A 23,601-nucleotide genomic window follows, 5' to 3' on the forward strand; every position below is an offset into this window, starting at 1 on the left:
CTGGCACGATGGGCTGGTGGCCGATCCCAGCGAGTTCTCCTTCACCGTAGGCACCCGTCTCGACGGCGGGCGGCACGGCCGTACCGGCGTCATCGGTACCCCGCACGGCGAGATCGCCACGCCCGCCTTCATCCCGGTCGGCACCAAGGCGTCGGTGAAGGCGGTGCTGCCGGAGGCGATGAAGGAGCTCGGCGCGCAGGCGCTGCTGGCCAACGCCTACCACCTGTACTTGCAACCGGGTGCCGACATCGTCGACGAGGCGGGCGGTCTCGGCCAGTTCATGAACTGGTCCGGCCCCACCTTCACCGACAGCGGCGGCTTCCAGGTGATGTCGCTGGGCGTCGGGTTCAAGAAGGTGCTCGCGATGGAAGCGGTCGACATCCGCTCCGACGAGGTGATCGCCGAGGGCAAGGAGCGCCTGGCCACCGTCGACGACGACGGCGTCACCTTTCGCTCCCACCTGGACGGCTCCAAGCACCGGTTCACCCCCGAGGTGTCGATGGGCATCCAGCATCAGCTCGGCGCCGACATCATGTTCGCCTTCGACGAGCTGACCACCCTGTTGAACACCCGTGGCTACCAGGAGAAATCGCTACAGCGCACGCACGAGTGGGCGCAGCGCTGCATCGACGAGCACGAGAAGCTCACCGGCGAGCGCGGTCATCGGCCCTACCAGGCCCTGTTCGCGGTGATCCAGGGCGCGCAGTACGAAGACCTGCGGCGCAAGGCCTGTCGCGAGCTCGAGGAGATCCGCGGTTCCGGCGGAACGGAATTCGACGGCTACGGCATCGGCGGCGCGCTGGAGAAGCACAATCTCGGCACCATCGTCGGCTGGTGCTGTGACGAGCTGCCCGAGCACAAGCCGCGCCACATGCTCGGCATCAGCGAACCCGAGGACATGTTCGTCGCCATCGAGAACGGCGCCGACACCTTCGACTGCGTGAACCCGTCCCGGGTGGCGCGCAACGCCGCGATCTACGTCGACGAGGGCCGGTTCAACATCAACACCAGCCGCTTCCGCCGCGATTTCACCCCGATCGACGAGAACTGCGACTGCTACACCTGCGCCCACTACACCCGCGCCTACCTGCATCACCTGTTCAAGGCCAAGGAGATGCTCTCGGCCACGCTCTGCACGATCCACAACGAGCGGTTCACCGTGCGGCTGGTCGACCGGATCCGCGCCAGCATCGAGGGCGGCTACTTCGACGAGTTCAAAACCGAATTCCTCGGCCAGTGGAAAGGCCGGATCAAGGCCCCAAGCGCCTGACCCGACCCACCCACCCACCGCCCCGCCCCCCGAGGACCACCACGCCCCGACCCCGAGGAGGGGCAGGCCGACGCAGTCGGCCGTCGGCGGCCGTCCCGCCGGTCAGGCGCCGTGGCGCAAGCGACGAAGGAGCAAGCCACGGCGCCTGACCGGCGGGACCCAAAGGGCCGCCGACTCGAGCGCGCCAGCGCTCCAACAACCCCGCCAGCGCTCCAACTAATCCCGCAGTGCGTCGACCTTCGCGGGGGCGTAGGTCGGCTCGGTCTTCTTGAGGAGCGCGATCACGCGGTAGGTGATCGGCATGACGATGATCTCGCACAGCGTCTTCCACAGGAAGCCGACGATGACGTAGTTGACGAACGACTGCCAGGTGCTGATGCCGATGGCGGTGGCGGCGATCGAGCAGAAGATCAGCGTGTCGGCGAACTCGCCGATGACGGTGGAGCCGAGCAGCCGGGCCCACAGGTGCTTCTCCTTGGTGCGTTCCTTGATCATCACCAGGGTGGCCGAGTTCAGCAGCTGACCGACGAAGTAGCCGGCCAGGCCCGCGAGCACCAGTTGCGGGGTGGTACCGAGGACCGTCCGGAACGCTTCCTGGTTCTCGTAGAAGCCCGCGGCGGGCAGCCGGATCGCGATCGCGAAGCACACGACGGTGAGCAGCAGCGCGGCGAAACCGGTGTAGATGGCGTGGCGGGTGGCACGGAAGCCGTACACCTCGCTGAGCACGTCACCGAGGATGTAGGCGAGCGGGAACAGGAAGAAGGCGCCGTCGGTCGCGATCGGCAGGATCTGCAGCGGGCCGAGCATCACCGATTCGCCGGCGAAGAACTCGACGCCCTTGGTGGCGCAGATGTTGGAGATGATCAGCGTCGCCGTGAACACGGCGACGATTACCGGGTAGAACCCCCGCGCAACCTGGGCGAATGCCGCATGGTCCGGCGCGGGGCGCCCAGATTCGGCAGGTTGGTCGAGAGTGTTTGCATCAGTCACGGCTCCTATCCAACCAAGGTCGCGGTGCCTCACGGGCGCCGGTTGTGGAATACGCTGTACCAATGACGAATCCCGGCGATTCCGACGAATGGTGGAAGCAGTACGGCGGCTCCGGCGTGTCGCCGGAGTCCGGCGCGCCGGGCTCGGTGCCGCAGTACCCGTCCGCGCAGCCGTCGCAGCCACCCAGCTACCCGTCGACGCCGCAGTACCCGCAGCAGCCCGCCCCTCCGCCGTCGCAGCCGCAGTACCCCAACTACCAGCAGCCCTCGGCGCCGCAGTATCCGCAGCCGCCGCAGCAGCCCGCCTACGGCGCCTACCCGGCCGCGGGCGGCTACCAGCCCTACGGCGGGTTCCCGCAGCCGCAGGGCACCAACGGCCTGGCGATCGGCGCGCTGGTCTCCTCGCTGGTCGGCCTGTGCACCTGCATCGGTTCGATCGTCGGCATCGTGCTCGGTGTGATGGCGCTCAACCAGATCAAGGAGCGCGGCGGTGAAGGCCGCGGCATGGCGCTGGCCGGCATCTGGATCGGCGCGATCACCCTGGTGCTCGCTCTGCTGTACGTGGTGTTCGTCATCGTGCTCGGGGTAGCGGGCGGTTTGGATTCGTCCTCGTCGTACTGACTCCCGACAACGAAACAGGGGCGCTTCCGTATCCGGAAGCGCCCCTGACGTTTTCGTCAGCCGGGAATCAGCCCTTGACGACCTGCGTGCCGCCGGCGAACTTGTCGTGCCAGCCCTGCTTGTTCGGGTCCTGGGAGATGGTGACCATGATGTAGATCGCCAGACCCAGGCTGATCAGGCCACCGACGCACGGGATCAGGCCGACGATCTGGAACAGGTTGCGCTTGGCCGACTGCTCCGGGGTCAGGTTCGGCGCGCCACCGGGGGCGACGACCCGCAGGCCCAGCATCTTCTTGCCGAGCGAGGTGCCCTGGGTGACTTCCATGGCGATGAAGTAGCCGTAGACCGCCAGCGAGACGACAGCGCCGCTGACGAACTGGTAGGTGTTACCGCTGAACACCAGCGCCAGCACGATCGCGAGCGGGAGACTGACGATCAGGTTGTCGATGACGCGCGCGCCGATCCGGACACCCAGATCGGCAGGCTGCACGCCGCCGTAACCCTGCTGGCCGTAACCGCCCTGGCCGCCCGGGTAGGCCTGCTGGCCGTACGGGTCCTGGCCGTAGGCCGGCTGCTGCTGGCCGTAGGGGTCCTGGCCGTAACCGGGCTGGGGCTGCCCGTACGGCTGCTGCTGCCCGTATCCCGGCTGCTGCTGGCCGTAACCCGGCTGCTGCTGGCCGTAGGGGTCCTGGCCGTAGCCGCCGGGCTGACCGCCCTGCGGGTACTGGTTGGGGTCGTAACCACCGCTGGTCATAAATTCGTCCTCGTCGTGATCAGGAGATCGGTCGATGCGTACGTTACGGACATCCCTCTGGTCGGAACAACCCGATAGGCTCGAGTATCCACGGTTTTCCCGGTATCCGCGCCGGGTCGAAAACTTCGCGTAGCTCGGCTGTTGTCCGCGCGGCGTAGCCGAGGGAATCGGCGAGGGCCGCCACCACATCCTCGGGCGTGTTGCCCAGGGCGCGCTGGTCCGAAAGGCTCACGGCACCGTCACGTTTGGCCAGTCGCTTACCCTCCTGGTTGAGCACCAGCGGGACGTGCGCGTATGCGGGCGCGGTCAGTCCGAGCAACTCGGCGAGGTAGGCCTGGCGTGGAGTGGACGGCAGCAGGTCGTCGCCGCGGACCACTTGGTCGACGCCCTGATCCGCGTCGTCGACGACGACCGTGAGGTTGTAGGCGGGGATTCCGTCGCCTCGGCGCAGCACCAGATCGTCGACGGCGCCACGGTATTCGCCGTGCAGTAGATCGGTGATCGCGTAATCGCCGACGTCGGCGCGCAATCGCAGTGCGGCAGGTCGTCCTTCGGCGCGCTTGGCCGTGCGCTCGGCATCGGTCAGGTGGCGGCAGGTGCCCGGGTAGGCGCCCATCGGTCCGTGCGGCGCGGTCGCGGCCTGCTGGATCTCGCGGCGGGTACAGAAGCATTCGTAGGTGCGCCCGGCGGCGGTGAGTTCGGTGATGGCCGCGTCGTAGCGAGACAGTCGTTCGGATTGGCGCACCACGGCGCCGTCCCAATCGATGCCGATGGCGGCGAGGTCGTCGAGCTGGCGTTCGGCGGCGCCGGGGCGGACCCGGTCGAGATCGTCGATCCGGAGCAGGAAGCCGCGTCCGGTCGTGCGGGCGAACAGCCACGCCAGGATCGCGGTGCGCAGATTGCCCAGGTGCAGTTCACCCGAGGGGCTCGGGGCGTACCGGCCCGCGCCGGTGGAGGGGCTGGTTGGCACCGGACCATCCTATGCGGCGGGCGGATGGCACAGCCGCGGTCGCAGCTGCTCCTCGGCGATGGGGCCGCCCGCGTCCAGCGCTGCGAGCAGGACGGCCGCGTGGGCGATCAGCCCGGCCCGGTCGACATCGTGCTGCTGGGCATTCGCCGGGTAGGCCCCGAGCCGCCCGCTCGCGCGGCGCAGCAGAGTACCCGCGCCCTTGGCGTTTCCACGCTGGATGTGGGTGATGCCGACGGCGTATTGCGCGAGCCCCTGCCAGAGCATCCGCTCGGCTACCGGCCCGTTCTTCCATGCCGCCTCCAGTACCTCGTGGGCATTGAATGCCAAACCGTCGTCCAGCAGTTGCTGAGCGAAGGTGAGAGTTTGCTGGGGTGCCAGCTCGAGGTCGTCCGGAATTCGGGCGACCCCGGCACTGCCGGGGGGCAGCGGCCTGCCGAGGCGGTCCCTGGGGCGGTCGTTGCGGGCACGACCTGCGGCATCGCGGTCACGGGAGATCATTCCCCCATGATCCACGGGTGTCGTCAGTGGTGCCCGAGGGGCGGCTGAGACGGCCGGGAAATTGACGTATCACGGACTAATCACATGGAAGTAAAAGTTGATGTGTCAGCCGGTTGGGGAATGGGTAGCGGGGCCTGGCAATGCTCCCGCAAACGTGAAGCTTCGCAAGCTTGGCAAACCCCTATGAGAAAGCAAATTCTCATCCGCAAACTTGCGGAAGACCTGCTAGTGTTTCTTCCGCGGGGGCAGCCCCCGGAGGCGGAAACGCCTCGATGCGCTGGTTCGTGCCGGTCGGTTGCGCGCGCCGTGTGGCAGTGCTCTCTGTGCCACGAAGTAACTCGTCGATCGCACCGGATATCGGAATGTTGCAACGATTCCTGGAGTAATCCCGTTCTCGATCATGCAAAGGAGTAAGTGCCGTGGAAGTTGATGTGACGGACGCTGTGTGGCGGAAGAGCACCTACAGCGGACCCGATGGGAACTGCGTGGAAGTGGCCTTTCTCGCCGGCGGCGATGTCGCGGTCCGCGACACCAAGGATCGCGGTCGCGGTCCCGTGCTGGCCTTCGGACCGGGAGAGTGGCGCGCGTTCTTAGCCGATGTCACCGCGGGAGAGTTCGCGCGCGGCTGAGCCGCGCCATGCGCCTCGAGAAGGCAGCACGGGCCCCGGGTCGGTAGGACTCGGGGCCTTCTCTGTGGCGTGGCCTATCGTGGCCGGATGACCACGATGGCCGCGCGCGACGCGACGATGTTCTGGCTGTCGCGGCGCGGCGTCAATGATGTGTTTCTGCTCTACTGCTTCGCCGAAACCGGCACCGCCACAGACGAACTCCGCGCTTTCATCGCCGCGCGCTCGGCGCGCATTCCGGATCTGCGGATCCGGATTCGGGAGATTCCGGGCAACCTCGACTATCCGCGGTGGGAACCCGCCGAATTCACGTCCCAGCAATTCGTCACCCATCGGCCCGCCGGACTCCGGTGGCCCGCGCTGCTCGACCGTGTCGGCGAACTGCTGGGAGCCGGTGTCGATGGCACCGAAAGTCCTTGGCGCATCCATGTTTTCCGCGCAGTCCAGGATGCGCCCGCGTCGGCCGGGCCGGTGCTCGTCGTCGTGCTGCAGGTGTCGCACGCCCTGGCCGACGGCACCAGGGCCGCTGCCATCGCGCGTTCGCTGTTCGCCCCAACGTCGAAGGGTGAAGTTATCCCCAGCTCTCCCGGTGTACCTGTGGACAACTCGGAATATCGCCCGGTCGCACCTGTGAAAACTCTTGCACAGCCTGTGGACTACTGGGGACAAATCTGTGCATGGACCATGGGGGCCGCCGGTGCGAGAGTGACTGGGGTGCTGCGTTTTCCCCGGCAGCTGGTGACCACCGCTCGCCGCGGACGCGCGGCGCACCTGGCCCAGCGGGAGCTCGCGGATCGCACCGCGGCGGGGCAGGTGCCCGCGCCGACGGCGGGTTTCGCGCCGAACGCGCTGAATCCGAGCGCTCCGGTAGGGGTGTTCGACCACCGGGTCCGCATGCTCGTCGTCGACGCGGCGCGCATCCGCGTACTCGGCCGCACCGTGACAGTCGTTGCCCTGACCGCGATTTCCCGCGCACTCACCGGCTACCTGGCCGAGCACGGCGACCGTCCCGACCGCCTCGGCACCGCACTGCCGATGGCACTGCCCGCCCCGGGCGCGGCGCACAACAACTACCGCGGCCTGTCGATCGATCTGCACATCGACGAACCCGACCTCACCATCCGCGCCGGGCTGATCGCCGACGACCTCGCGACCCGCCGCGAGCGCGCGCTGAATCCGCTGCTCGCCGTACAGGATCGGGTCGGCGCCACGGTCCCGGCGGTCTTCGCCGCCCGCGACGTCGCACGGGCCGACCTGGACAGCGTGCCCCCGGCCCTGGACGGAAACACCGTGGTCTCGAGCGTCTACCGCGGCGCCGCCGATCTCGCCTTCGCCGGCGCCCCCGTCCTGTTCACCGGCGGCTTCCCCGCCCTCGGTGCCGTCATGCACCTGACCCACGGCGTGCACGGCATCGGCGAAACCATCGCGCTGTCGGTGCATTCGGATGCCCGGGTGCTACCCGATCCGGACCGCTACCTCGCCCTGCTCGCGGAATCATTGGACGCGGTGGTCGCCGCGCACCGCGCGGCGAGCGCGGACGGTGCTTAGTCGACCTGGCTCGCGAACGCTTGCAGAAAGGTGTCGACGGCGGCGCTCGCCAGCGACCGGAGCTCGGTGTCTGGCAGGCGCCGGGTGCCAAGGCGCGCGCGGCTGTCCACCGGGCCGGACAGCAGAGCCAGGAACTGCTCCGCCGCGAGGACCGGGTCCGGGGTGCGGAGGCGTCCGGTGACCGTGATCCGGGCCAGCCGGTCGGCCAAGGCGTCGGTGACCCGGTCGGATGCGCGGGTGTGGACGATGTCGAGCAGGTCGGGGAACTGATTGAGCTCGGCGGCGAGTAGCCGGCGCAGCGCCCAGGATCGATCGTCGCAGTAGCACTCGAGCAGCTGGAAGCCGACGCCTTCCAGCGTTGTCCGGAGATCGTCGACGGCGGTGAGCCGGTCGACGACGGCGAGGTTCTCGGCCAGCGCCTGGTCGGCGGATACCGCGATCGCCGCGCGGAGCAGCGTCTCCTTGTCGCCGAAATGGCTGTACACGGTCGCTTTGGCGACGCCCGCTTCCCGCGCGATCACGTCGACGCCCGCTTGGGCGTATCCCTCCCGCGCGAAGACGGTGAACGCGGCATCCAGAATCGCCTGCCGCTTGTCGATCCGGCCGCGTGCCGTGACAGCTCCACTCATCGTCCGAGCATACCAATCCGACTACAGAACTAGACTCGTGCGTCTGCTATAACAGTCTAGTGAGTCTATTCAATCGACGGGAATCCACGCCGGGCCCGCTCATCGGCGTGATACTCCTCGGCGGCGCGCTGGGGATTCTCAACAGCACGATGGTCGCGGTCGGCATCGACCGGCTGGCGGGTGAGTTCGACGCTTCCCTCGGCACTATCGGCTGGGTGTCCACCGGGTTCCTGCTCGCGGTCACAGTGACGATCCCGATCACCGGCTGGGCCGGGGACACCTTCGGCGGCAAACGGATGTGGATGGTCGGGCTCGGTGTGTTCGTGATCGGCTCGCTCGGCTGTGGGCTGGCTTGGGACGCGGGCAGCCTGATCGGCTTCCGGGTGATTCAGGGCGTCGGCGCCGGTGTGCTCGATCCGCTGGTACTGACCCTGCTCGCCCGAGCGGCCGGTCCGCACCGGATCGGGCGGGTGATGGGGCTGATGGCCGCGGTCCTCTCGCTCGGCCCGGTACTGGGGCCGGTACTCGGCGGCGTCGTGATCCAGGGCCTCGGCTGGCGGTGGATGTTCCTGCTGAGCGTGCCGATCGGGGTGCTCGCACTCGCCCTGGCCGACCGGGTGATGCCCGCGGACGAACCGCCGCTGTCGCGGACTCGGCTCGATGTCCTCGGCGTCGCCCTGCTCGGACCCGGTTTCGCGGCGCTGCTGCTGATGCTCTCGCGGGCCGCCGATCGTGCCGAGTTCGCCGCTGTGCCGGTGCTGGTTCCGCTCGCCGCCGCCGTCGCGTTGCTGACCGCCTACGCGGCGCACGCCCTGCGCAGTGAGCAGCCGCTCGTCGATCTGCGGCTGTTCGCCCGCGGCGGGTTCGCCGCGAGCGTCACCGTCATGGCGCTCACCGGCTTGGCCATGTTCGCGGGTCTGGTCGCGCTGCCGCTGTACTTCCAGCAGGTGGGCGGGCACGGTGCGCTCGCGGCCGGGCTGCTCGTCGCGCCGCTCGGCATCGGCGCCGCCGTCGCTGCGCCGCTGGCCGGCCGGATCAGCGACCGGATCGGCTCCCGCGCTCTCGTCTTCGCCGGAGGCCTGGTGGCGGCGGTGTCCGCCTTCGCCTGCACGAGGATCGGCGTGACAACGAGTGCGGTGTGGGTAGCCTCGGCCGCGCTGGCGATCGGTATCGGCCTCGGTTTCGTCGGGCCGCCCGGCGATGGGTGCGCTCTACCGCACTCTCCCCGAAGCCTCGGTGCCGCAGGGCAGTTCCGTGCTCTACATGCTCAACCAGCTCGGTGGTTCGATCGGCGTCGCCGTCGTCGCGCTCGTGATGACCACCGCGACCGACGCTACCGCGGGCCTACGCGGCGTGTTCGGATTCCTGGCTGTCGCGATCCTCGTCCTGCTCGCGGCGAGCACATTCCTCCCCGGACGAGCCACTGAAGTCCCAGTCGCACAAGGAGTTACCCGATGAGAACTGTCGTAGTCTCCGGCGGAACCGCCGGAATGGGCCAGGCCATCGCCCGCACTTACCTCCGCCGGGGCGACAACGTCGTCGTTCTCGGCCGCGACGCGGACCGGGGCAACGCCCTGCGCGGCGCGACGTTCATCCAGGCCGATCTGAGCTCGGTCGCCGAGAACGACCGGGTGGTCGAGGAGATCGGCGCGGCCTTCCCGGCGGTGGACGCACTCGTATTGTGCGCCCGTCACTTCCGTTCGGCACGCAGACAAACCGCCGAGGGATTCGAAAGCACCTTCGCACTCGAGTACCTGAGCCGCTACCTGCTCAGCCACGGCCTGACCGGATCGCTGCGGCGAGCCCCGCGACCGGTGATCGTCAACGTGTCCGGCCCCGGCGTACCCAAACCGGAGATCCGCTGGACCGACCCGGGGCTGACCCGCGGCTACGACGGCGTCGCCGCCCAGCTGCAGGCAGGCCGGGCCAATGATCTGCTCGGCGTCGGCTTCGCCGCGGAACACCCCGCGATCCCGTACGTGCTGGTCAATCCGGGTGCGGTGGCCACCAGCTTCTCCGGCGAGTACGACGCCGCGACCGCGGCCCATGTCGAACGCTTGAAGCAGTTCGGCAAACCCGTCGAGGCCGGCATCGCGCCGATCGTCGATCTCCTCGACCGGCCACCTGCCGAACCGCTCACCGCGTTCCTCGAACATCGCCGAATCGACGTGCACGGCACCGGATTCGAACCCGCCGCCGCGGCCCGGCTGGCCGCTCTCACCCGCGCGCTGCTCGCGTCGGACCGGAGGCCCGCATGATCACCATCCCCCTCGTCGACGGGCCCGTCGACCTGCGTGGCGCGCTCGACATCGAGCACACCGGCCGCGGGCTCCTGCCGCATCGTCTGCCCGCTGCCGCCCGCGCGCAGTTCCCCGACAACCAGCGCGCACGATTCGACGGTCAGCCGCTGACGATGGTCGAGGCGCAACCGGCCGGGGTGCGGCTGGCATTCCGGTCCACCGCGACGACGCTCGAACTGGACGTACTGCCCACCAAGACCGTCTACAAGGGGGCGCCCGGCGTGCCCGACGGCGTCTACGACCTGCTGATCGATGGACGTCTCGCCGCACAGGCGAGCACTCCCGCCGGCAATACGCTGGTCCTGGACATGCCCGCCCGCAGTTTCCACATCGTGCCCGGCCGACCCGGCACCGTCCGCTTCACCGGTCTGCCCGGCGAGTGGAAGAACATCGAGATCTGGCTCCCCCAAGCGGAAATCACCGAACTGATCGCTCTGCGCGCCGACGCCGCCATCGAGCCCCCCCGCACCACAGCGACGTCGCTGGCTCCATCACGGCAGCTCCCTCAGCCACTGTGCCGAAGCCGCCTCGCCGACCGCGACCTGGCCCGCCGTCGCCGCCCGGCTCGCCGGGGTCGAGTCGACGAACCTCGGTCTTGGCACCAACGCGCTGCTCGACCCGTTCGTCGCCCGCGCCATCCGCGACACCGGAACCGACCTGATCAGCCTCGAACTCGGCACCAACCTCGTCACCAGCGACATCCTGCGATCGCGCGCCTTCGGTCCGGCGGTGCACGGGTTCCTCGACACCATCCGCGACGGCCACCCCGACACGCCACTGCTGATCGTCTCACCCTTCCTGAGCCCGATCATCGAGACCATCCCGGGCCCGGTCGTCCCTGATTTCGACGCCACCACACTGCGTTTCCGTGCCCTCGGCACCCCGGAGGACCTGGCCGATGGACACCTGAATCTCACGATCGTCCGCGCGGAACTGGCCCGGATCACCGCCGAACGAGCCGATCCACACCTGCACTATCTCGACGGCCGAGACCTCTACGGCGAGCGGGACTTCACCGAGCTCCCAGCACCCGACCTACTCCATCTCGACACCGCCGGATACCACCGCGTCGGGAACCGATTCGCCCACTTCGCTTTCGGTCCCGGCGGTCCCTTCGCGTGATCAGCGTTTCCTGGTCAGTGCGACGCCGACGGCGCGCAGGGCCGAGCGCAGCGCGGTGGCGGCGTCGGTGCCCGCGGCCTCGCCTTCGATCAGGCCGTCGATGCGGAACGGGCAGAAGTAGCCGGTTCCGTTGTCGCCCTGGTGTGGTCGGTCGATCTCGATGAGCGGCCGGGTCGCGCCGGGCCCGGCCGCGATCGCGTCGGCGAGCGCGGCGTCGGCGGCGCGTGGATCACGGCGCCGGGTGCCGGGGAGCGCGGGGGCCGACTGGGCGTGCACCCGCTCGTACCAGTCGATCACCTCGGACGGCACTGCGCGCGTACCGGTTTCGTAGTGACCGAGGGCGGCGCGGCTGTACGGGACGCGGGTGGCCAGTGCGGTCAGGGATAGTCCGGCTTCCTCGCGGAGTTGTCGCAACCGCGCGCCGACGATGGTGGTCTCGCCGTTCCCCTGCTCGCCCCGACTGGACATGGACACACCGTAGCGAACTGTAGACGTTTGTAGACGCTTTTTGCTGTCCAAAAGGTCTTGACGACGACCATACTTTGCTGCGGTGGCTTCGACACCACCATACCGCGCCACCCGTGCAGCACCGACTGGTTCGGAGGGGACAGATGGACATCTACCTGTGGATTGCTGTGGGACTGTTCGTGTTCGGAGCGCTGACCCGCTACCTGCTACTCCTGCCGCCCGTGGAGCCGGGGCGACCGAGCGTCGGTGACATCCGGCGCCGGCTTCAGGCCGAGCGTGAATTCCCCGGCCACGACTCGACCGTCCCGTCCGTGCGGACCAGTTCCGACAGGAGCTTCTCGGCGTCGGACTTCTCCCTGGCCAGCGCGCTCCAGCCGCGGACCACACCGTCGGGGCCGGACTTCGTCGTCCACGAGCCGACCGCATGAGCGCCCTGGGGGTGCAGCGAGTAGTAGATGGTGCCGATCGGCCGCGCGATATCCATGCCACGCACCCAGCCGGTGAGCGCGTCGCCGTCCCACACCCGCATCTCGCCGCGCATCTGCGCGGCCGGGTCGTCTTGCGCCGCAGCGGGTTCGGCGGCCGAGTCGATCAGCAGGTGGTCGCCCTCGTGCCGGATCGTCACCGGCGTTACCTCGACCTCGTCGCCGTGGTTCGCCGCTTTCTGCCAGGCTGCCCACCAACGGCCCGCCAGATCGATCCGGTTGTCGACGATGCCCGCCAGCTCCGCGAGCGAGATCTGCAGCGCGTCGGCCAGCCGGATCGCCACCGGCAGCGTCGGCGACTGTTCCTCCGATTCGTACCGGGTGATCTGCCGCGAGCTCACCCCGATCGCGGTCGCGAGCGCGGGCTGCGAGAGCCCGAGCAACCGCCGCCGCTCCTGGATCACCTTCCCCGTCCCGGTGTTCATACAGTCATCGCCTCCATCGCCGGCCCCTACCGTCACACCCTGCTGGACACATCCGCACCAGACCCGCCCACATCGCGGGCCGCCATCCGTGGTCGCGAAGACCACTGGCGTGCCGCGCATGCCGACTGCGTGGCCGATTCTCCCATCTTCTCGCTTCAGCAGGCTCGTTTCGTGCTGACTCAGCACGACGGCTGCGGTCCGCGCTGCCTCCAGCACCTGGCGGCCACGGCCTACAGCACCGGGCTGATCGAGGACATCTGAGCCCGACCGCGTCATGACGAGCGACACGTTGACGAACTCGTTGCGAGACGGCGAACCCGCCTCGAACGCCGTTACGGTCGAAGGTATGAGTGCGGACCCGGCATCGGAAGGCGACGGCGACACGATCACCGCACGCCCAGAGCTGCGCCCGCGATGGTGGCGATTCCGCCGTCCGTTCGTGCTGCCCTCGCAGCGCGCCACGGCCGACAACATCACCATCGCCCCCACCCCGCTGCAGCCGATCGACCTCACCGACGACGCCGAGGTGTCCCAGGTGCTCGATCTCGCCGTGCGGGTGGGGGAGGTGGTGCTGGCGGCGGGCACCGGTGTCATCGACACCTCGGCCCAGGTCCGCTTCATCGCCTCCACCTACGGCCTGGACAAGTGCGATATCGACGTCACCTTCGACGCGATCCGCATCTGGGCCGACCGCGGCCCGCGGCTGCCCCCGGCCAGTGACATGCGGGTGGTGAAGTACCGCTCGCTCGACTTCACCCGGCTGGCCGCGGTCGACCGGCTGACCCGGCGGATCCGCAGCCAGGTCGTCCCGGTCGACCAGGCGCATGCCGCGCTGGACGAGATCGTCTCCGGCGCCCACCCGTATCCGCGCTGGGTGTCGACGCTGGGCTGGTCGCTGCTGGCGGCGGCGATCGCGGTGCTGCTCGGCGGCGGCGCGCTGCTCGCCGTCATCAGTTTCGCGACCACGGCGCTGATCGACGTGGTCAACCGGGCACTGCACCAGCTCGGCCTGCCGATCTTCTTCCAGCATCTGGTCGGTGGTGTCATCGCCGCCGCGCCCGCCATCGCGCTCGCCGCGATCAGCGATCACTGGCGAGCCGACGCCGCGCTGATCGTCGCCGCGGGCATCACGGTGCTGCTGTCCGGGCTGCAGCTGGTCGGTTCCGTGCAGGACGCCATCACCGGCGCGCCGATCACGGCGGCCGCGCGCATGCTCGAAGTGGTGATGATGACCGGCGGCATCGTCGCCGGTATCGGTCTGGCGCTGCGGGTTTCGAGCATGCTCGGGATCGCGGTGCCGGAGATCGCGGCGAGCGCGGGCCGCGATACCGAGTATCTGGCGATCAAACTGAGTGCGGGCGCGGTGGCCGCGATCGCCTTCGCGATGGCCTGTTACGCCGAACGCCGGGCCCTGTTCGCGGCCGGGCTGAGCGGCGCGGCGGGCACGGTGGCCTACCTCGTCGCGCAGGACATCGGGTTCGGTCCGGTCGTGGCGTCCGGGATGGCGGCCACGCTGATCGGTCTGGCCGGTGGTCTGATGGCGCGCCGGGCGCTCACGCCGCCGCTGGTCGTCGCGGTCGCGGGCATCACGCCGCTGCTGCCCGGCCTGAAGGTGTATCGCGGCCTGTACGCCCTGCTCGAGGACGAGACGCTGCTCGGATTCGGGCAGATCCTCGGCGCGTTCGGCGTCGGGTGCGCGCTGGCCGCGGGCGTCATCCTGGGTGAATGGTTCGACCGCTTGCTGAGCCGCCGTGGCACGCCGCGCGACTTCGACCCGACCTACACCAGCGACCGATGAACTAGGTCTGGACGAGGGTGCGCGGCCCGTCGGCCGCCGTCTCGGCGGGCGCGGGATCCTGGACGCGCGGTTTGCCCGCGGCCCAGCGCATCTGGCTGCGCGCCGCGGGTGCCTCGGTCGAGGCGGGGATGACGAGCAGCGCCAGGTCGGCGCCGTTGCTGCCGACCAGGTGCATGATGCGCGAGGCCTGCTCGGCCGACGCTGCGGATTCGATGGCATGCCAATCGAATCCGAGCCGGGCCAGCTTGCCGATCCGCGGCGAGACCGCCTGCACCAGCTGGTGCAGTTCGGTCATCGGCTGATCGGTGCGCGGCCACCAGGCACCGTCGATCGGGCCCGTGACGGCATGTCGCTCACGCAGCATCAGCCGGATCGGCCCGGCCGCGTCGCGGCCGATGCTCGTGGTCTGAGGTGAGGTATTCACTACGAGTTGTCTTCCTGAAGTCTGGGGCGCGGTCGAAGAACAATCGACCGGCGCACGCCGTCCGTTTACGGACGGGCACTGGGGTTGGGTACCCACTCCGCTGTGTCGGCACGCACACATCTGGGACGGCGGCGACACCGGCGGGTGGGTGGTGGGGGTTTCCCGCACTGTCGGGGCTCACTCTACGGAAGCCCACCGACAGATCCACCGATTAAACGAACAGGGCCCCGACCGGCGAACCGATCAGGGCCCTGCTGTGGCGGAGGATAGGGGATTTGAACCCCTGAGGGCGTTAACCCAACCCGCGTTCCAGGCGAGCGCCATAGGCCACTAGGCGAATCCTCCGTGGAGCAGCATAGCGGTCCCGGTGCCCCGGTGTAAAAACGGGTCGGGTCGGTCAGTGCGGTTCGGGAGACTATACGGCTCCGTACACTGGGTGCTCGGGCCGCTCATCCGGTGGTCCGGTCGAGGCGATATGAGGTGGAACACGTCGTGGGTACCGCGCGAACTCCCCGGGAGCGCTGGGTCGAGGAAGGCCTGCTGGTGCTGGCCGCCGCCGGTATCGACGCGGTCCGGGTCGAGGCGCTGGCCAAGCGGATCGGCGTCACCAAGGGCGGGTTCTACGGCTACTTCGCCGACCGGGACGCCCTGCTCGTCGCGATGCTGGAGCAGTGGGAGCGCGAGGCGGTCGACCAGGTGCTCGAGCAGGTCGAGCAGGCGGGCGACCCGAAGGCGCGGGCCCGGCTGGCGGGTGTGCTCACGTTCTCCAGCGATCGGCTGCTGCCCATCGATCTCGCGATCCGCGATTGGGCTCGTCGCGACGACGACGTCGCCGAGCGGCTGCGCCGGGTCGACAATCGCCGAATGGCGTTGCTGCGCGAGACGATCGGCACCTTCTGCACCGACCCCGACGAGGTCGAAGCCCGCAGCCTGCTCGCCTTCTGCGCGGTGATCGGCGGGCACTTCCTCGCCGCCGACCACGAGGGCCGCACCCGCACCCAGGTGCTGGCCCGCGCCGCCGATCTGCTGTTCGAGCCGCGCTGAGCTACTTCTTCAGCCCCGTGAGCGCCTTCTGTGCCTGGGCTTTCGCGACCGTGGCGACCTCGTCGGTACTGATGGTCTCGCCCTCGGCCCGCGAGATGGTGATCTGCACCTTGACCGAGACATTGCTGTCGCCGACCCCGACGGTGTAGGTCAGCCGCGGCCCGACGACATCGCGGGTCTCGGATTTCCAGTAGCCCTGTGAGCCGATCCCGCTGACCTCACCCGAGGCGAGGCCCGAACCCGAAGTACCGGTGTCGTATTCCTTCCACCGGGTGTAGGACGGGTCGCCGTAGGCATCGTTGAAGTCGACGTCCAGCTCGATCCTGGCGTCGTTGGTCTGGTACTTGCTGCGCGGTGACTTGCTCGAGTAATCCGCGGTGCACGAGAGCCTGCCGCCGGTGGAGCTGGTCGGCTGGGTTTCCTTGTGTTCCGGGCTGCCCTTGGGATCCGTGGACCACTTCTTCAGCACCGTCGGGTCGATGAGCGAGCAGGCGTTGGAGACGGAGGCCATCGTGTAGTTACCCTCCATCTTCTTCTTGCGATCGTCCTCCATCGAGCTCAGCGGGTCGGACGGGTCGTCGCGGGTGGCGACCGCGACCCCGACGACACCGATGCTGACCACCGCGAGCAGGCCGACGACACCGGCGATGATCAGCCCGTTGTTGTTGCCGGGCGGCCGGGGCGGCATCGCGTAGGCGGGCTGCTGATAGCCGGGAGCCTGGTACGGGGGAGCGGGCTGCTGTGGATAACCGGCCTGCGGCATCGATGGGGCGGACGGGTACGGGCCGTAGCCGGGCCCGCCCTGCGCCGGATAGCCGAACCCCGGCTGTGGCTGATCGGGGCCCGCCGCCGCCGGATTGAACACCGTGGGATCGGCGCCCGCGTTCGTCGGCGTCGACCACCAGTGCACGGTCGGATCGGACTGTCCAGGCTGATCGCCGGATCCCTGCTGGGAATTCGTCATGTTCGGCCCCCTCCGGTTTCGATACGGGTATGCCCCGTCGATTCGACGCGATCGTATCGACCCCCCGCTGCGGCCGGCACATCGAACCGCTACACTGGCCGACGGATCCCGCGCGGCGCGCATCCTGTGAACTCCCCCAGGGCCGGAAGGCAGCAAGGGTCAACGGGCTCTGCCGGGTGCGCGGGGTCCCCTTTAATTTCTGGGGACCGCCGCCGGATCATCCGCCTCCGCACCTTCGCAGCGTGCGAGCCTGATTCGGCCCGGATACCCCACCAATTCCGAGCAACCGCCGGGTAACGTTGCGGGTGTCGGCACGCGCAGCGTGCACCACCCACCTTGCTGCTTCGAAAGGCTGCCCAGGATGCCCCGGCAAACGCAGATCGGTTTGATGAGCCACGCGGAACTCGTGTCCGAGCACGAGTCCCAGACCGCGAATTACGCGACGCTCCAGACCGAGAAGCTCACCCTGGACCTCACCCGAGGTAAGCCCTCGCCGGAACAACTCGACCTATCCGGGTCGCTGCTCTCCCTCCCGGGTGACGGCGACTTCCGCGACGGTTCGGGTGTCGACTGCCGCAACTACGGCGGCCTCAACGGCCTGCCCGAACTGCGCGCGATCTTCGGTGAACTGCTCGGCATCCCGGTCGAGCAACTGATCGCGGGCAACAACGCCAGCCTCGAGCTCATGCACGACAACATCGTCTTCGCGATGCTCCACGGCACCCCGGACTCCCCGCGCCGCTGGGCGGCGGAGGAGACGATCAAGTGGCTGTGTCCGGCCCCCGGCTACGACCGGCACTTCGCCATCACCGAGGCGCTCGGCATCGAGATGATCACCATCCCGATGAACAACGACGGCCCCGACACCAGGGCCATCGCGGCGCTGCTGGCCGACGACCCGCAGATCAAGGGTCTGTGGGCGGTGCCCAACTACGCCAACCCGACCGGCGCCGTCTTCGCCGAAGAGGTCGTCCGCGAACTGGTTTCGATGAAGGCCGCCGCGCCGGACTTCCGGCTGTTCTGGGACAACGCCTACGCGGTGCACCCGCTCACCGACACCGCGGCGCCGGCGCTCGACGTGCTCGGCATGGCCGCGGCGGCGGGCAACCCGAACCGGCCGCTGGTGTTCGCCTCCACCTCCAAGATCACCTTCGCCGGCGCGGGCGTGAGCTTCTTCGGCGCGTCCAAGGCCAACCTCGACTGGTACCTGGCGCACGCGTCGAAGAAGAGCATCGGCCCGGACAAGCTCAACCAGCTGCGGCACCTGCGTTTCTTCACCGACGCCGAGGGCGTGCGCGAGCACATGCAGAAGCACCGCAGGCTGCTCGAGCCGAAGTTCGCGCTGGTGCGCCGCGTCCTCGAGGACCGGCTCGGGGCGTCGAAGGTCGCGTCCTGGACCGAGCCCAAGGGCGGCTACTTCATCAGTCTCGACGTGCTCGACGGCACGGCGGCCCGGGTGATCGCGCTGGCCAAGGACGCGGGCATAGCCCTCACCGCCGCCGGTTCGACGTTCCCGTACGGCAAGGACCCCGACGACAAGAACATCCGCATCGCGCCCTCCTTCCCGCAACTGCCGGAACTGGAGAAGGCGATGGACGGGCTGGCGACCTGTGTGCTGCTCGCCGCCACGGAGAAGCTGCTCGCGGAGCACTGAGTGAGCGGGCCGGGCGCGCGGTGGCGCGCCCGGCCTCGGCTCAGCTCGGCTTGTGCACCAGCACGCCGAACATCGTCACCGAGATGTGGATGTCACCGCGATCGGCGCCGGCCTGCAGGTCGGCGATCAGCTGCGCGTGCTCGGCCTCGGTGATCACCCCGCGCAGTACCGCCAGCCCGGCGATCCGGCTGACCAGTGAGCCGGCGCCGACGCTGCGGTCCTGCACCAGCGCGTGCGAGCCGATCTCGTCGACGACCAGGCCCGCGCCGCTGAGCAGCCCGGCCAGCCTGCGCCCGGACAGCGGATTCGTGGTCGAGGAGATCAGCGTGTCGACCACCGCGCCGACCACCCTCGGATCGCCCGGATGCACGATCGAGGTGGCCCAGTCGCTGTCGACGACCACCGCGCGGCCGCCGGGCCGCAGGACGCGAGCGATCTCGGCCGCGGCGCGCGCGGGCGCGGTCAGATGCTGGAACACGCGTTCGCAGAGCACCGCGTCGAAGCTCTCGTTGCCGAAGGGCAGGCCGTAGGCGTCGCCGGTGGCGAAGGTCGCCGTCGACTCGGTCTCGGTGGCGCGGCGCTGCGCCGAGGCGAGCAGATTCAGATCGGGTTCGACGCCGACGGCGGTGCCGGTCGGGCCGACGGCGTCGGCGAAGACGAACACCTCCGAGCCGGTCCCGGAGCCGATGTCGAGGGCGCTCTCGCCCGGTTGCAGGGCCAGCGCGGCATGACTCCAGGCGCGTAGCCTGCGCATCCCGGGCTGGGTGACCTCCAGGTCGTGGGCGTCGATCAGTTGGTCCTGGCCCGCTTGATCGAAGCGGTCAGGGCGAGGGGTGTAGTCGGTCATACTTACCGCCATCGTGGAAGCTGCAGTCCTCGGGAGCATGGACCCAGAGGCTACTAGTGAACTGTGTCACGATGAATGTATGACCCGAACGCTGTGTCTCGCGCAGGAGGCCGAAGCCGACGAACTCCTCAGCACCGATGATTTCGCGTTGCTACTCGGCATGCTGCTCGATCAGCAGTATCCGATGGAGCACGCGTTTCGCGGGCCGCGCAAACTCGCCGAGCGAATGGGCGGATTCGATCTGCGCCGGATCGCCGAGGCCGATCCGGCCGAATTCGAGGAACTCGCCGCCACGCCGCCCGCCATCCATCGCTACGGCCGCTCGATGGCGCGCCGGGCGCAGGCGCTGGCCCAGTACGTCATCGAGCACTACGACGGTGTGCCCGCCAACCTCTGGACCAGCGGCGACCCCGACGGCAAGGAAGTGCTGCGCAGGCTCCAGGACCTGCCGGGCTTCGGCGCGCAGAAGGCCAAGATCTTCCTGGCGCTGCTCGGCAAGCAACGTGACGTACATCCCGACGGCTGGCGAAAGGCCGCGGGATCCTATGGCGACGAGGGTTCGCGACGTTCGGTCGCCGATGTCGTCGACGCCGAAACCCTGGCCGAAGTAAGAGAATTCAAGAAGCAGGCGAAGGCGGCCGCGAAATCCGCCGGGTGAATTCCTGATTGCGATCTGCCTGCCACGAGCGGCATTGTGCCCCGAACAATGCTCTGATCTGCGGAAACGTTGTGCGGCGCGACACAATCCGCTGGTTCGTCTTGGGTGGGCCGGGATTCGGTGTTAGCTTGATTGTTATGTCCGGCAACCATCTCCTCGCCAAGCGGGTCACCTACGTGACCGCCGCTCTCGGCTTGCGGTTGCCGTTGACGCGTGAACTTTGTCGTTCCTGATGCTGCAGCCGAGCCGGCTCCGGCTCGCGAGCTGCCACGCCGTACGTGTCGGCAATTCCGTTGGGACAACGGGATTTCAGCAAGGAACTTCCTATGTCTACTCCCATCATCGATCGTCCCGCCGCTCGGGCGGGCGCCGGTCGTCCTCGGGTCTCCCGTCCTGTGGTCGCCCCGGAACTGCGACGTAGCGACAACCCCGCCGCCGCCGTGCTGCGGACCACCATCTCCGGGCCGGTCTCGCGCGACAATGCCGCGCGGGCAACGGGTCTGAGCATCGCTACGGTGAATCGCCAAGTGGCCTCGCTGCTTTCGGCCGGTCTACTACGCGAGCGGCCCGATCTGACCGCCGCCGGCGCGGTCGGCAGGCCCCGGGTGCCGTTCGAGATCGACCACGACGCCTACCTGACCCTCGGCATCCACATCGGCGCCGCCGCGACCAAGATCGTCGCCGCCGACCCGCGCGGCCGGATCCTGGGCGGCCTCGCCATCGCGACCCCGCAGACCGGCCAGGAATTCGCGGTCACCACCGTCGCCCGCAGCGCCAGGGCGTTCCTGCAGCGCTGGCACCGGCGCACCCCGCTGTGGGCGGGCATCGCCATCGGCGGTCGCGTCGATTCGCACACCGGCGTGGTCGACCATCCCACGCTGGAATGGCAGGGCGCACCGGTCGGTCAGGTGCTCGGTGACGTGCTGGAGCTGCCGGTCTCCGTCGCGCCGCACGTCGAGGCGATGGCCGCCGCGGAGCTGCTGCTGGCGACCATCGACGCGCGCAGGCCCGAGCCCGACCCCGAACTGCCCGGCGCCCAGAGCGGCAGCAGCCTCTACTTCTACGTCCGTGAGACCGCGGGCATCGCCGTCACCCTCGACGGCCGCGTGCACACCCCGAACAACGGTCCCGGGTCGATCGCGCACCTGCCCACCGGCTCGGACGTGCAGTGCGCCTGCGGCCGTCGCGGCTGCTTGGAAGTGACCGTCGGCGACCGCGCGCTGCAGGCCAGGGCCGTCGGCCGCGGCATCATCCCGGCGCACAACGGCACCGCGGGCAGCACCGTCGCCGATCTCTACCGGGCCGCCGAGTCCGGGTTCGCGGGCGCGCGGGACCTGCTCGCCGAGCGGGCCACCATGCTCGGGCAGACCGTCGCCCTGGTCCGCGACATGCTCAACCCCGACCGCGTCGTCCTCGGCGGCCAGGCGTTCACCGGCTATCGCCCCGCGCTGTCGCACGTGGCCAGGGCGTTCACCCAGAGCACCCAGCTCCCGCCCACCGACATCCGGATCAGCGGATTCGGCGGCAAGGTGCAGGAATTCGCCGCCGTGGCCACCTCGCTCAGCGCGCTCTACGCCGACCCGCTGGCCGCGATCCGCCGGATCTAGCTGGGGGAGGCGGGACCGAACGCGCCTTCCAGTGCGGTGATGAAGAACGGGAACTGCGCGGCGAAGCGGTGCAGGTTGCGGTCGCGGTCGTAGCCCGCGAACCAGTAGAGACCGGGCTGCGAATCGGCCGACGGGTCCATGTCGCGGAAGGCGCGGATCCAGTTGTCGGCCCGGCCGCTGATCACCGTGTACGGCAGCGCGCGGGAGAACACCGTCTCCTGATCGATCGGCGGGATCTGCTCGCGGGCAACGGCATCCAGGCCACGCTGCATGGCGCGCACGCGGCCGGCGACGGTGTCGCCGAGGGTGGTCCTGGTCGGCAGGTAGTTCGGCAGCGCGACCGCGGCCACCCCGGCCAGCGCGATCGCGACACCGACCAGCGCGTGACCGGAGGTCAGTGCGAGCACGACGGTGGCGAGCACGCCGAGGACGATCAGCGCGCCACCGATCCAGCGGGGGAGCGCGCGCTGCTTCGGGTCGGCGAAGGCACCGGTGGCGACCGCGTCGGCGCGCATGGCGGCGCGGACCGGGTCGAGCTGCATCCGGCCCGGCGCGCGCAGTTCACGCACGGCGACGGTGTCGGTGCCCTCGGGCAACAGCATGTCGTAGACGGTGCGCTCGTAGTCGCGCAGCTGGTCGTCGGGCGCGTTGACCCGGCTGATTCGCCAGTCGTCCTCGCCGCGCGCGTTCACCGGGGTGATCCAGATATAGCGGCGGACCGCGAGATCGACGACGGTGGCGGCGATGTCGACCGGGTCGACGTGCTCGTCGAGCAGCAGGCCCGCCTCGCCGGGCAGTACGCCGTCAGGGGAGGTGAAGTCCACCCGGCCGCCCTGCTGGACGATCGGCTGGAAGGTGTCGCTGCCCGCCAGCGCCGCCGCGGCGCGCTTCCTGGCGGTCAGGATGTAGGCGATCATCGCCGCCAGCGCCAGCAGCAGCGCGCCGAACGCGGCGAGCACCGGGGTGGTGAAGGCGAAGAAGTTCTCCGAGTCGCCGCCGCGCACATCGGCGTTGGCGGGCACGGTGCCGGGCGGCAGCTGCAGGGTGAGGTCGATCGCATCACCCTTACGCAGGTCGCGCTGGCTCAGGTACAGCACGCCGTCGGGTTCTGTGTGCACGTCGGCGCACGGCTTGGGGTTGCCCGCCGGGCCGAGTTTGCAGTCGACGATGCCCATTTGATAGCTGGGGCTGATCACCGAGACGTCGAGCGCGGCGATATCGGCGTTCATCACGCCGAGCCAGTGGAACACCTGGGTGCCCGGCATGTCGGAGACGGTGTTGTGCACCGAATAGGTGAACTTGGATTCACCCGGCTTCGCCTCGACGACGAACTGGTCGTTGACCGTGGTCGCGGTGCCCGCCCCGCTCGCGGTGACGTCGGTGACCTTGAAGACTCGCTCGACATCGTCGCCGACCTTCAGGCGCAACGGCAGCGACATGGTGAAGTTTCCGTCGGCGGGCACCCCGACGGTCTCGGTGACCTGGAGCACACCGTTATCGGTGAGTGTGAGATCGGCGGTGATCGTGACGCCTGCCGGCGCGGGCTCCGTGTGGGCTACCGGCGCGGCCGCGAGCAATCCCGCCGAAGCGAGCAGCAGCGCGCCTGCGGCGCCCCCCCGAAAAGTCAGCATGGCTGCTTACTCTAGACAGCTTGCTATTCTGCGTCAGCGGCTGTCGGCGACTCACGAGACGAGGGGGTACGGGGGACGTGACCCAACCACCGTACGGTTATGGCCCGGTCGGTCCAGGTGGACGACCGGTTCCGCCGCCCCCTGGCTATGGGCCGCCCCCGGGATATCGACCGCAACCCGGCTACGGTCCGCCCGGTTATCAACAACCACAAGGTTATCCACAGGGTTACCGGCCGCGCCAGGGCTACGGACCGCCGTCGGGATACCGG

General features: G+C 69.2%; 23 protein-coding genes, 1 tRNA gene, 1 other RNA gene and 1 pseudogene. 14 read left to right on the forward strand and 12 right to left on the reverse strand.

What is annotated here, in order from left to right:
* The first annotated feature begins 16 nt into the window (after positions 1-16).
* Positions 17-1,270 (forward strand): tRNA guanosine(34) transglycosylase Tgt, encoded by a 1,254-nt coding sequence (gene tgt, locus NV348_RS17510; RefSeq protein WP_447147840.1) that lies wholly within the window; start codon positions 17-19, stop codon positions 1,268-1,270.
* 216 nt (positions 1,271-1,486) lie between these two features.
* Here the strand turns inward: tgt and NV348_RS17515 are convergent, their stop codons facing one another.
* Entirely contained in the window at positions 1,487-2,260 is a 774-nt protein-coding gene (locus tag NV348_RS17515) for a queuosine precursor transporter (protein ID WP_447147841.1), read from the reverse strand.
* Positions 2,261-2,322: 62 nt separating this feature from the next.
* On the opposite strand from NV348_RS17515, the gene NV348_RS17520 reads away from it, so the two are divergent.
* A complete protein-coding gene (locus NV348_RS17520) occupies positions 2,323-2,880 on the forward strand; it encodes a DUF4190 domain-containing protein (protein WP_447147842.1) in 558 nt (185 codons plus the stop codon).
* Positions 2,881-2,947: 67 nt separating this feature from the next.
* Here NV348_RS17520 and NV348_RS17525 read toward each other — a convergent pair whose 3' ends face one another.
* Genes NV348_RS17525 through NV348_RS17535 form a run of 3 tightly spaced genes read right to left on the reverse strand, consistent with a single transcriptional unit; the run spans position 2,948 to position 5,102 of the window.
* Positions 2,948-3,634: an RDD family protein gene (locus NV348_RS17525; protein WP_447147843.1), complete on the reverse strand. Its 687-nt coding sequence runs from the start codon at positions 3,632-3,634 to the stop codon at positions 2,948-2,950.
* A gap of 43 nt (positions 3,635-3,677) precedes the next feature.
* A complete protein-coding gene (gene gluQRS, locus NV348_RS17530; protein ID WP_447147844.1) occupies positions 3,678-4,604 on the reverse strand; it encodes a tRNA glutamyl-Q(34) synthetase GluQRS in 927 nt (308 codons plus the stop codon).
* Positions 4,605-4,613: 9 nt separating this feature from the next.
* A complete protein-coding gene (locus tag NV348_RS17535; RefSeq protein WP_447147845.1) occupies positions 4,614-5,102 on the reverse strand; it encodes a DUF309 domain-containing protein in 489 nt (162 codons plus the stop codon).
* Positions 5,103-5,533: 431 nt separating this feature from the next.
* Here NV348_RS17535 and NV348_RS17540 point away from each other — a divergent pair, with 431 nt between their 5' ends.
* Both NV348_RS17540 and NV348_RS17545 read left to right on the forward strand, forming a co-directional pair.
* Positions 5,534-5,731 carry a DUF397 domain-containing protein gene (locus tag NV348_RS17540; protein ID WP_308248653.1) on the forward strand — a complete coding sequence of 66 codons (198 nt, stop codon included), beginning with the start codon at positions 5,534-5,536 and terminating at the stop codon, positions 5,729-5,731.
* Positions 5,732-5,818: 87 nt separating this feature from the next.
* A complete protein-coding gene (locus NV348_RS17545) occupies positions 5,819-7,276 on the forward strand; it encodes a wax ester/triacylglycerol synthase domain-containing protein (protein WP_447147846.1) in 1,458 nt (485 codons plus the stop codon).
* On the opposite strand, the gene NV348_RS17550 is transcribed toward NV348_RS17545, so the two are convergent.
* Positions 7,273-7,905: a TetR/AcrR family transcriptional regulator gene (locus tag NV348_RS17550; protein WP_447147847.1), complete on the reverse strand. Its 633-nt coding sequence runs from the start codon at positions 7,903-7,905 to the stop codon at positions 7,273-7,275. The two genes, NV348_RS17545 and NV348_RS17550, sit on opposite strands and share 4 nt — an antisense overlap.
* Positions 7,906-7,964: 59 nt before the next feature.
* Here NV348_RS17550 and NV348_RS17555 point away from each other — a divergent pair, with 59 nt between their 5' ends.
* The 4 genes and pseudogenes from NV348_RS17555 (at position 7,965) to NV348_RS17570 (ending at position 11,327) form a co-directional block, all read left to right on the forward strand.
* Positions 7,965-9,332: a DHA2 family efflux MFS transporter permease subunit gene (locus tag NV348_RS17555; protein ID WP_447147848.1), complete on the forward strand. Its 1,368-nt coding sequence runs from the start codon at positions 7,965-7,967 to the stop codon at positions 9,330-9,332.
* 27 nt (positions 9,333-9,359) lie between these two features.
* Positions 9,360-10,163, forward strand: a complete 804-nt coding sequence (locus tag NV348_RS17560; protein ID WP_447147849.1) for an SDR family NAD(P)-dependent oxidoreductase — start codon at positions 9,360-9,362, stop codon at positions 10,161-10,163.
* Between the two features lie 594 nt (positions 10,164-10,757).
* A pseudogene (locus tag NV348_RS17565) lies at positions 10,758-10,934 on the forward strand (lipase); the annotation flags it as partial.
* Positions 10,935-11,327, forward strand: a complete 393-nt coding sequence (locus NV348_RS17570) for an SGNH/GDSL hydrolase family protein (protein WP_447147850.1) — start codon at positions 10,935-10,937, stop codon at positions 11,325-11,327.
* On the opposite strand, the gene NV348_RS17575 is transcribed toward NV348_RS17570, so the two are convergent.
* Both NV348_RS17575 and NV348_RS17580 read right to left on the reverse strand, forming a co-directional pair.
* Complete coding sequence (locus NV348_RS17575; protein ID WP_447147851.1) at positions 11,328-11,795, reverse strand: helix-turn-helix domain-containing protein; 468 nt, start codon at positions 11,793-11,795, stop codon at positions 11,328-11,330. It lies immediately after the preceding gene.
* A 265-nt stretch (positions 11,796-12,060) separates the two neighbouring features.
* Positions 12,061-12,705 carry a helix-turn-helix domain-containing protein gene (locus NV348_RS17580; protein WP_447147852.1) on the reverse strand — a complete coding sequence of 215 codons (645 nt, stop codon included), beginning with the start codon at positions 12,703-12,705 and terminating at the stop codon, positions 12,061-12,063.
* Between the two features lie 346 nt (positions 12,706-13,051).
* Here NV348_RS17580 and NV348_RS17585 point away from each other — a divergent pair, with 346 nt between their 5' ends.
* Positions 13,052-14,503, forward strand: coding sequence for a threonine/serine exporter family protein (locus tag NV348_RS17585; RefSeq protein ID WP_447147853.1), 1,452 nt, complete (start codon positions 13,052-13,054; stop codon positions 14,501-14,503).
* A 1-nt stretch (position 14,504) separates the two neighbouring features.
* Here NV348_RS17585 and NV348_RS17590 read toward each other — a convergent pair whose 3' ends face one another.
* Together NV348_RS17590 and NV348_RS17595 are read right to left on the reverse strand one after the other, a co-directional pair.
* A complete protein-coding gene (locus NV348_RS17590) occupies positions 14,505-14,927 on the reverse strand; it encodes a DUF5994 family protein (RefSeq protein WP_447147854.1) in 423 nt (140 codons plus the stop codon).
* A gap of 257 nt (positions 14,928-15,184) precedes the next feature.
* Positions 15,185-15,272 (reverse strand) — tRNA-Ser (locus NV348_RS17595).
* Positions 15,273-15,419: 147 nt separating this feature from the next.
* Here NV348_RS17595 and NV348_RS17600 point away from each other — a divergent pair.
* Complete coding sequence (locus NV348_RS17600; RefSeq protein WP_447147855.1) at positions 15,420-15,971, forward strand: TetR/AcrR family transcriptional regulator; 552 nt, start codon at positions 15,420-15,422, stop codon at positions 15,969-15,971.
* Between the two features lies 1 nt (position 15,972).
* On the opposite strand, the gene NV348_RS17605 is transcribed toward NV348_RS17600, so the two are convergent.
* Positions 15,973-16,935 carry a hypothetical protein gene (locus NV348_RS17605; RefSeq protein ID WP_447147856.1) on the reverse strand — a complete coding sequence of 321 codons (963 nt, stop codon included), beginning with the start codon at positions 16,933-16,935 and terminating at the stop codon, positions 15,973-15,975.
* Positions 16,936-17,035: 100 nt separating this feature from the next.
* On the opposite strand from NV348_RS17605, the gene ffs reads away from it, so the two are divergent.
* Both ffs and NV348_RS17615 read left to right on the forward strand, forming a co-directional pair.
* Positions 17,036-17,130: signal recognition particle sRNA small type (gene ffs, locus NV348_RS17610), an RNA gene on the forward strand.
* Positions 17,131-17,296: 166 nt separating this feature from the next.
* A complete protein-coding gene (locus tag NV348_RS17615) occupies positions 17,297-18,589 on the forward strand; it encodes an aspartate aminotransferase type Ic (RefSeq protein WP_447147857.1) in 1,293 nt (430 codons plus the stop codon).
* Positions 18,590-18,629: 40 nt separating this feature from the next.
* On the opposite strand, the gene NV348_RS17620 is transcribed toward NV348_RS17615, so the two are convergent.
* Positions 18,630-19,436, reverse strand: a complete 807-nt coding sequence (locus NV348_RS17620; protein ID WP_447147858.1) for a methyltransferase domain-containing protein — start codon at positions 19,434-19,436, stop codon at positions 18,630-18,632.
* A gap of 79 nt (positions 19,437-19,515) precedes the next feature.
* On the opposite strand from NV348_RS17620, the gene NV348_RS17625 reads away from it, so the two are divergent.
* On the forward strand, positions 19,516-20,094 hold the full coding sequence (locus tag NV348_RS17625; protein ID WP_447147859.1) for an HhH-GPD-type base excision DNA repair protein: 579 nt from the start codon (positions 19,516-19,518) through the stop codon (positions 20,092-20,094).
* 326 nt (positions 20,095-20,420) lie between these two features.
* A complete protein-coding gene (locus NV348_RS17630; RefSeq protein WP_447147860.1) occupies positions 20,421-21,701 on the forward strand; it encodes an ROK family protein in 1,281 nt (426 codons plus the stop codon).
* Here the strand turns inward: NV348_RS17630 and NV348_RS17635 are convergent.
* Positions 21,698-23,332 carry a DUF2207 family protein gene (locus NV348_RS17635; protein ID WP_447147861.1) on the reverse strand — a complete coding sequence of 545 codons (1,635 nt, stop codon included), beginning with the start codon at positions 23,330-23,332 and terminating at the stop codon, positions 21,698-21,700. The two genes, NV348_RS17630 and NV348_RS17635, sit on opposite strands and share 4 nt — an antisense overlap.
* Positions 23,333-23,601 lie beyond the last annotated feature (269 nt).

The organism is Nocardia fodinahabitans (assembly GCF_052983615.1).

What these genes read in the sequence shown, in the direction of transcription:
- NV348_RS17520 (WP_447147842.1), top strand. Translation starts at nt 2,323, where the DNA reads ATGACGAATCCCGGCGATTCCGACGAATGGTGGAAGCAGTACGGCGGC.
- NV348_RS17525 (WP_447147843.1), bottom strand. Translation starts at nt 3,634, where the DNA reads ATGACCAGCGGTGGTTACGACCCCAACCAGTACCCGCAGGGCGGTCAG.
- NV348_RS17535 (WP_447147845.1), bottom strand. Translation starts at nt 5,102, where the DNA reads ATGATCTCCCGTGACCGCGATGCCGCAGGTCGTGCCCGCAACGACCGC.
- NV348_RS17545 (WP_447147846.1), top strand. Translation starts at nt 5,819, where the DNA reads ATGACCACGATGGCCGCGCGCGACGCGACGATGTTCTGGCTGTCGCGG.
- NV348_RS17550 (WP_447147847.1), bottom strand. Translation starts at nt 7,905, where the DNA reads ATGAGTGGAGCTGTCACGGCACGCGGCCGGATCGACAAGCGGCAGGCG.
- NV348_RS17560 (WP_447147849.1), top strand. Translation starts at nt 9,360, where the DNA reads ATGAGAACTGTCGTAGTCTCCGGCGGAACCGCCGGAATGGGCCAGGCC.
- NV348_RS17575 (WP_447147851.1), bottom strand. Translation starts at nt 11,795, where the DNA reads ATGTCCAGTCGGGGCGAGCAGGGGAACGGCGAGACCACCATCGTCGGC.
- NV348_RS17580 (WP_447147852.1), bottom strand. Translation starts at nt 12,705, where the DNA reads ATGAACACCGGGACGGGGAAGGTGATCCAGGAGCGGCGGCGGTTGCTC.
- NV348_RS17585 (WP_447147853.1), top strand. Translation starts at nt 13,052, where the DNA reads ATGAGTGCGGACCCGGCATCGGAAGGCGACGGCGACACGATCACCGCA.
- NV348_RS17605 (WP_447147856.1), bottom strand. Translation starts at nt 16,935, where the DNA reads ATGACGAATTCCCAGCAGGGATCCGGCGATCAGCCTGGACAGTCCGAT.
- NV348_RS17615 (WP_447147857.1), top strand. Translation starts at nt 17,297, where the DNA reads ATGCCCCGGCAAACGCAGATCGGTTTGATGAGCCACGCGGAACTCGTG.
- NV348_RS17620 (WP_447147858.1), bottom strand. Translation starts at nt 19,436, where the DNA reads ATGACCGACTACACCCCTCGCCCTGACCGCTTCGATCAAGCGGGCCAG.
- NV348_RS17625 (WP_447147859.1), top strand. Translation starts at nt 19,516, where the DNA reads ATGACCCGAACGCTGTGTCTCGCGCAGGAGGCCGAAGCCGACGAACTC.
- NV348_RS17630 (WP_447147860.1), top strand. Translation starts at nt 20,421, where the DNA reads ATGTCTACTCCCATCATCGATCGTCCCGCCGCTCGGGCGGGCGCCGGT.
- NV348_RS17635 (WP_447147861.1), bottom strand. Translation starts at nt 23,332, where the DNA reads ATGCTGACTTTTCGGGGGGGCGCCGCAGGCGCGCTGCTGCTCGCTTCG.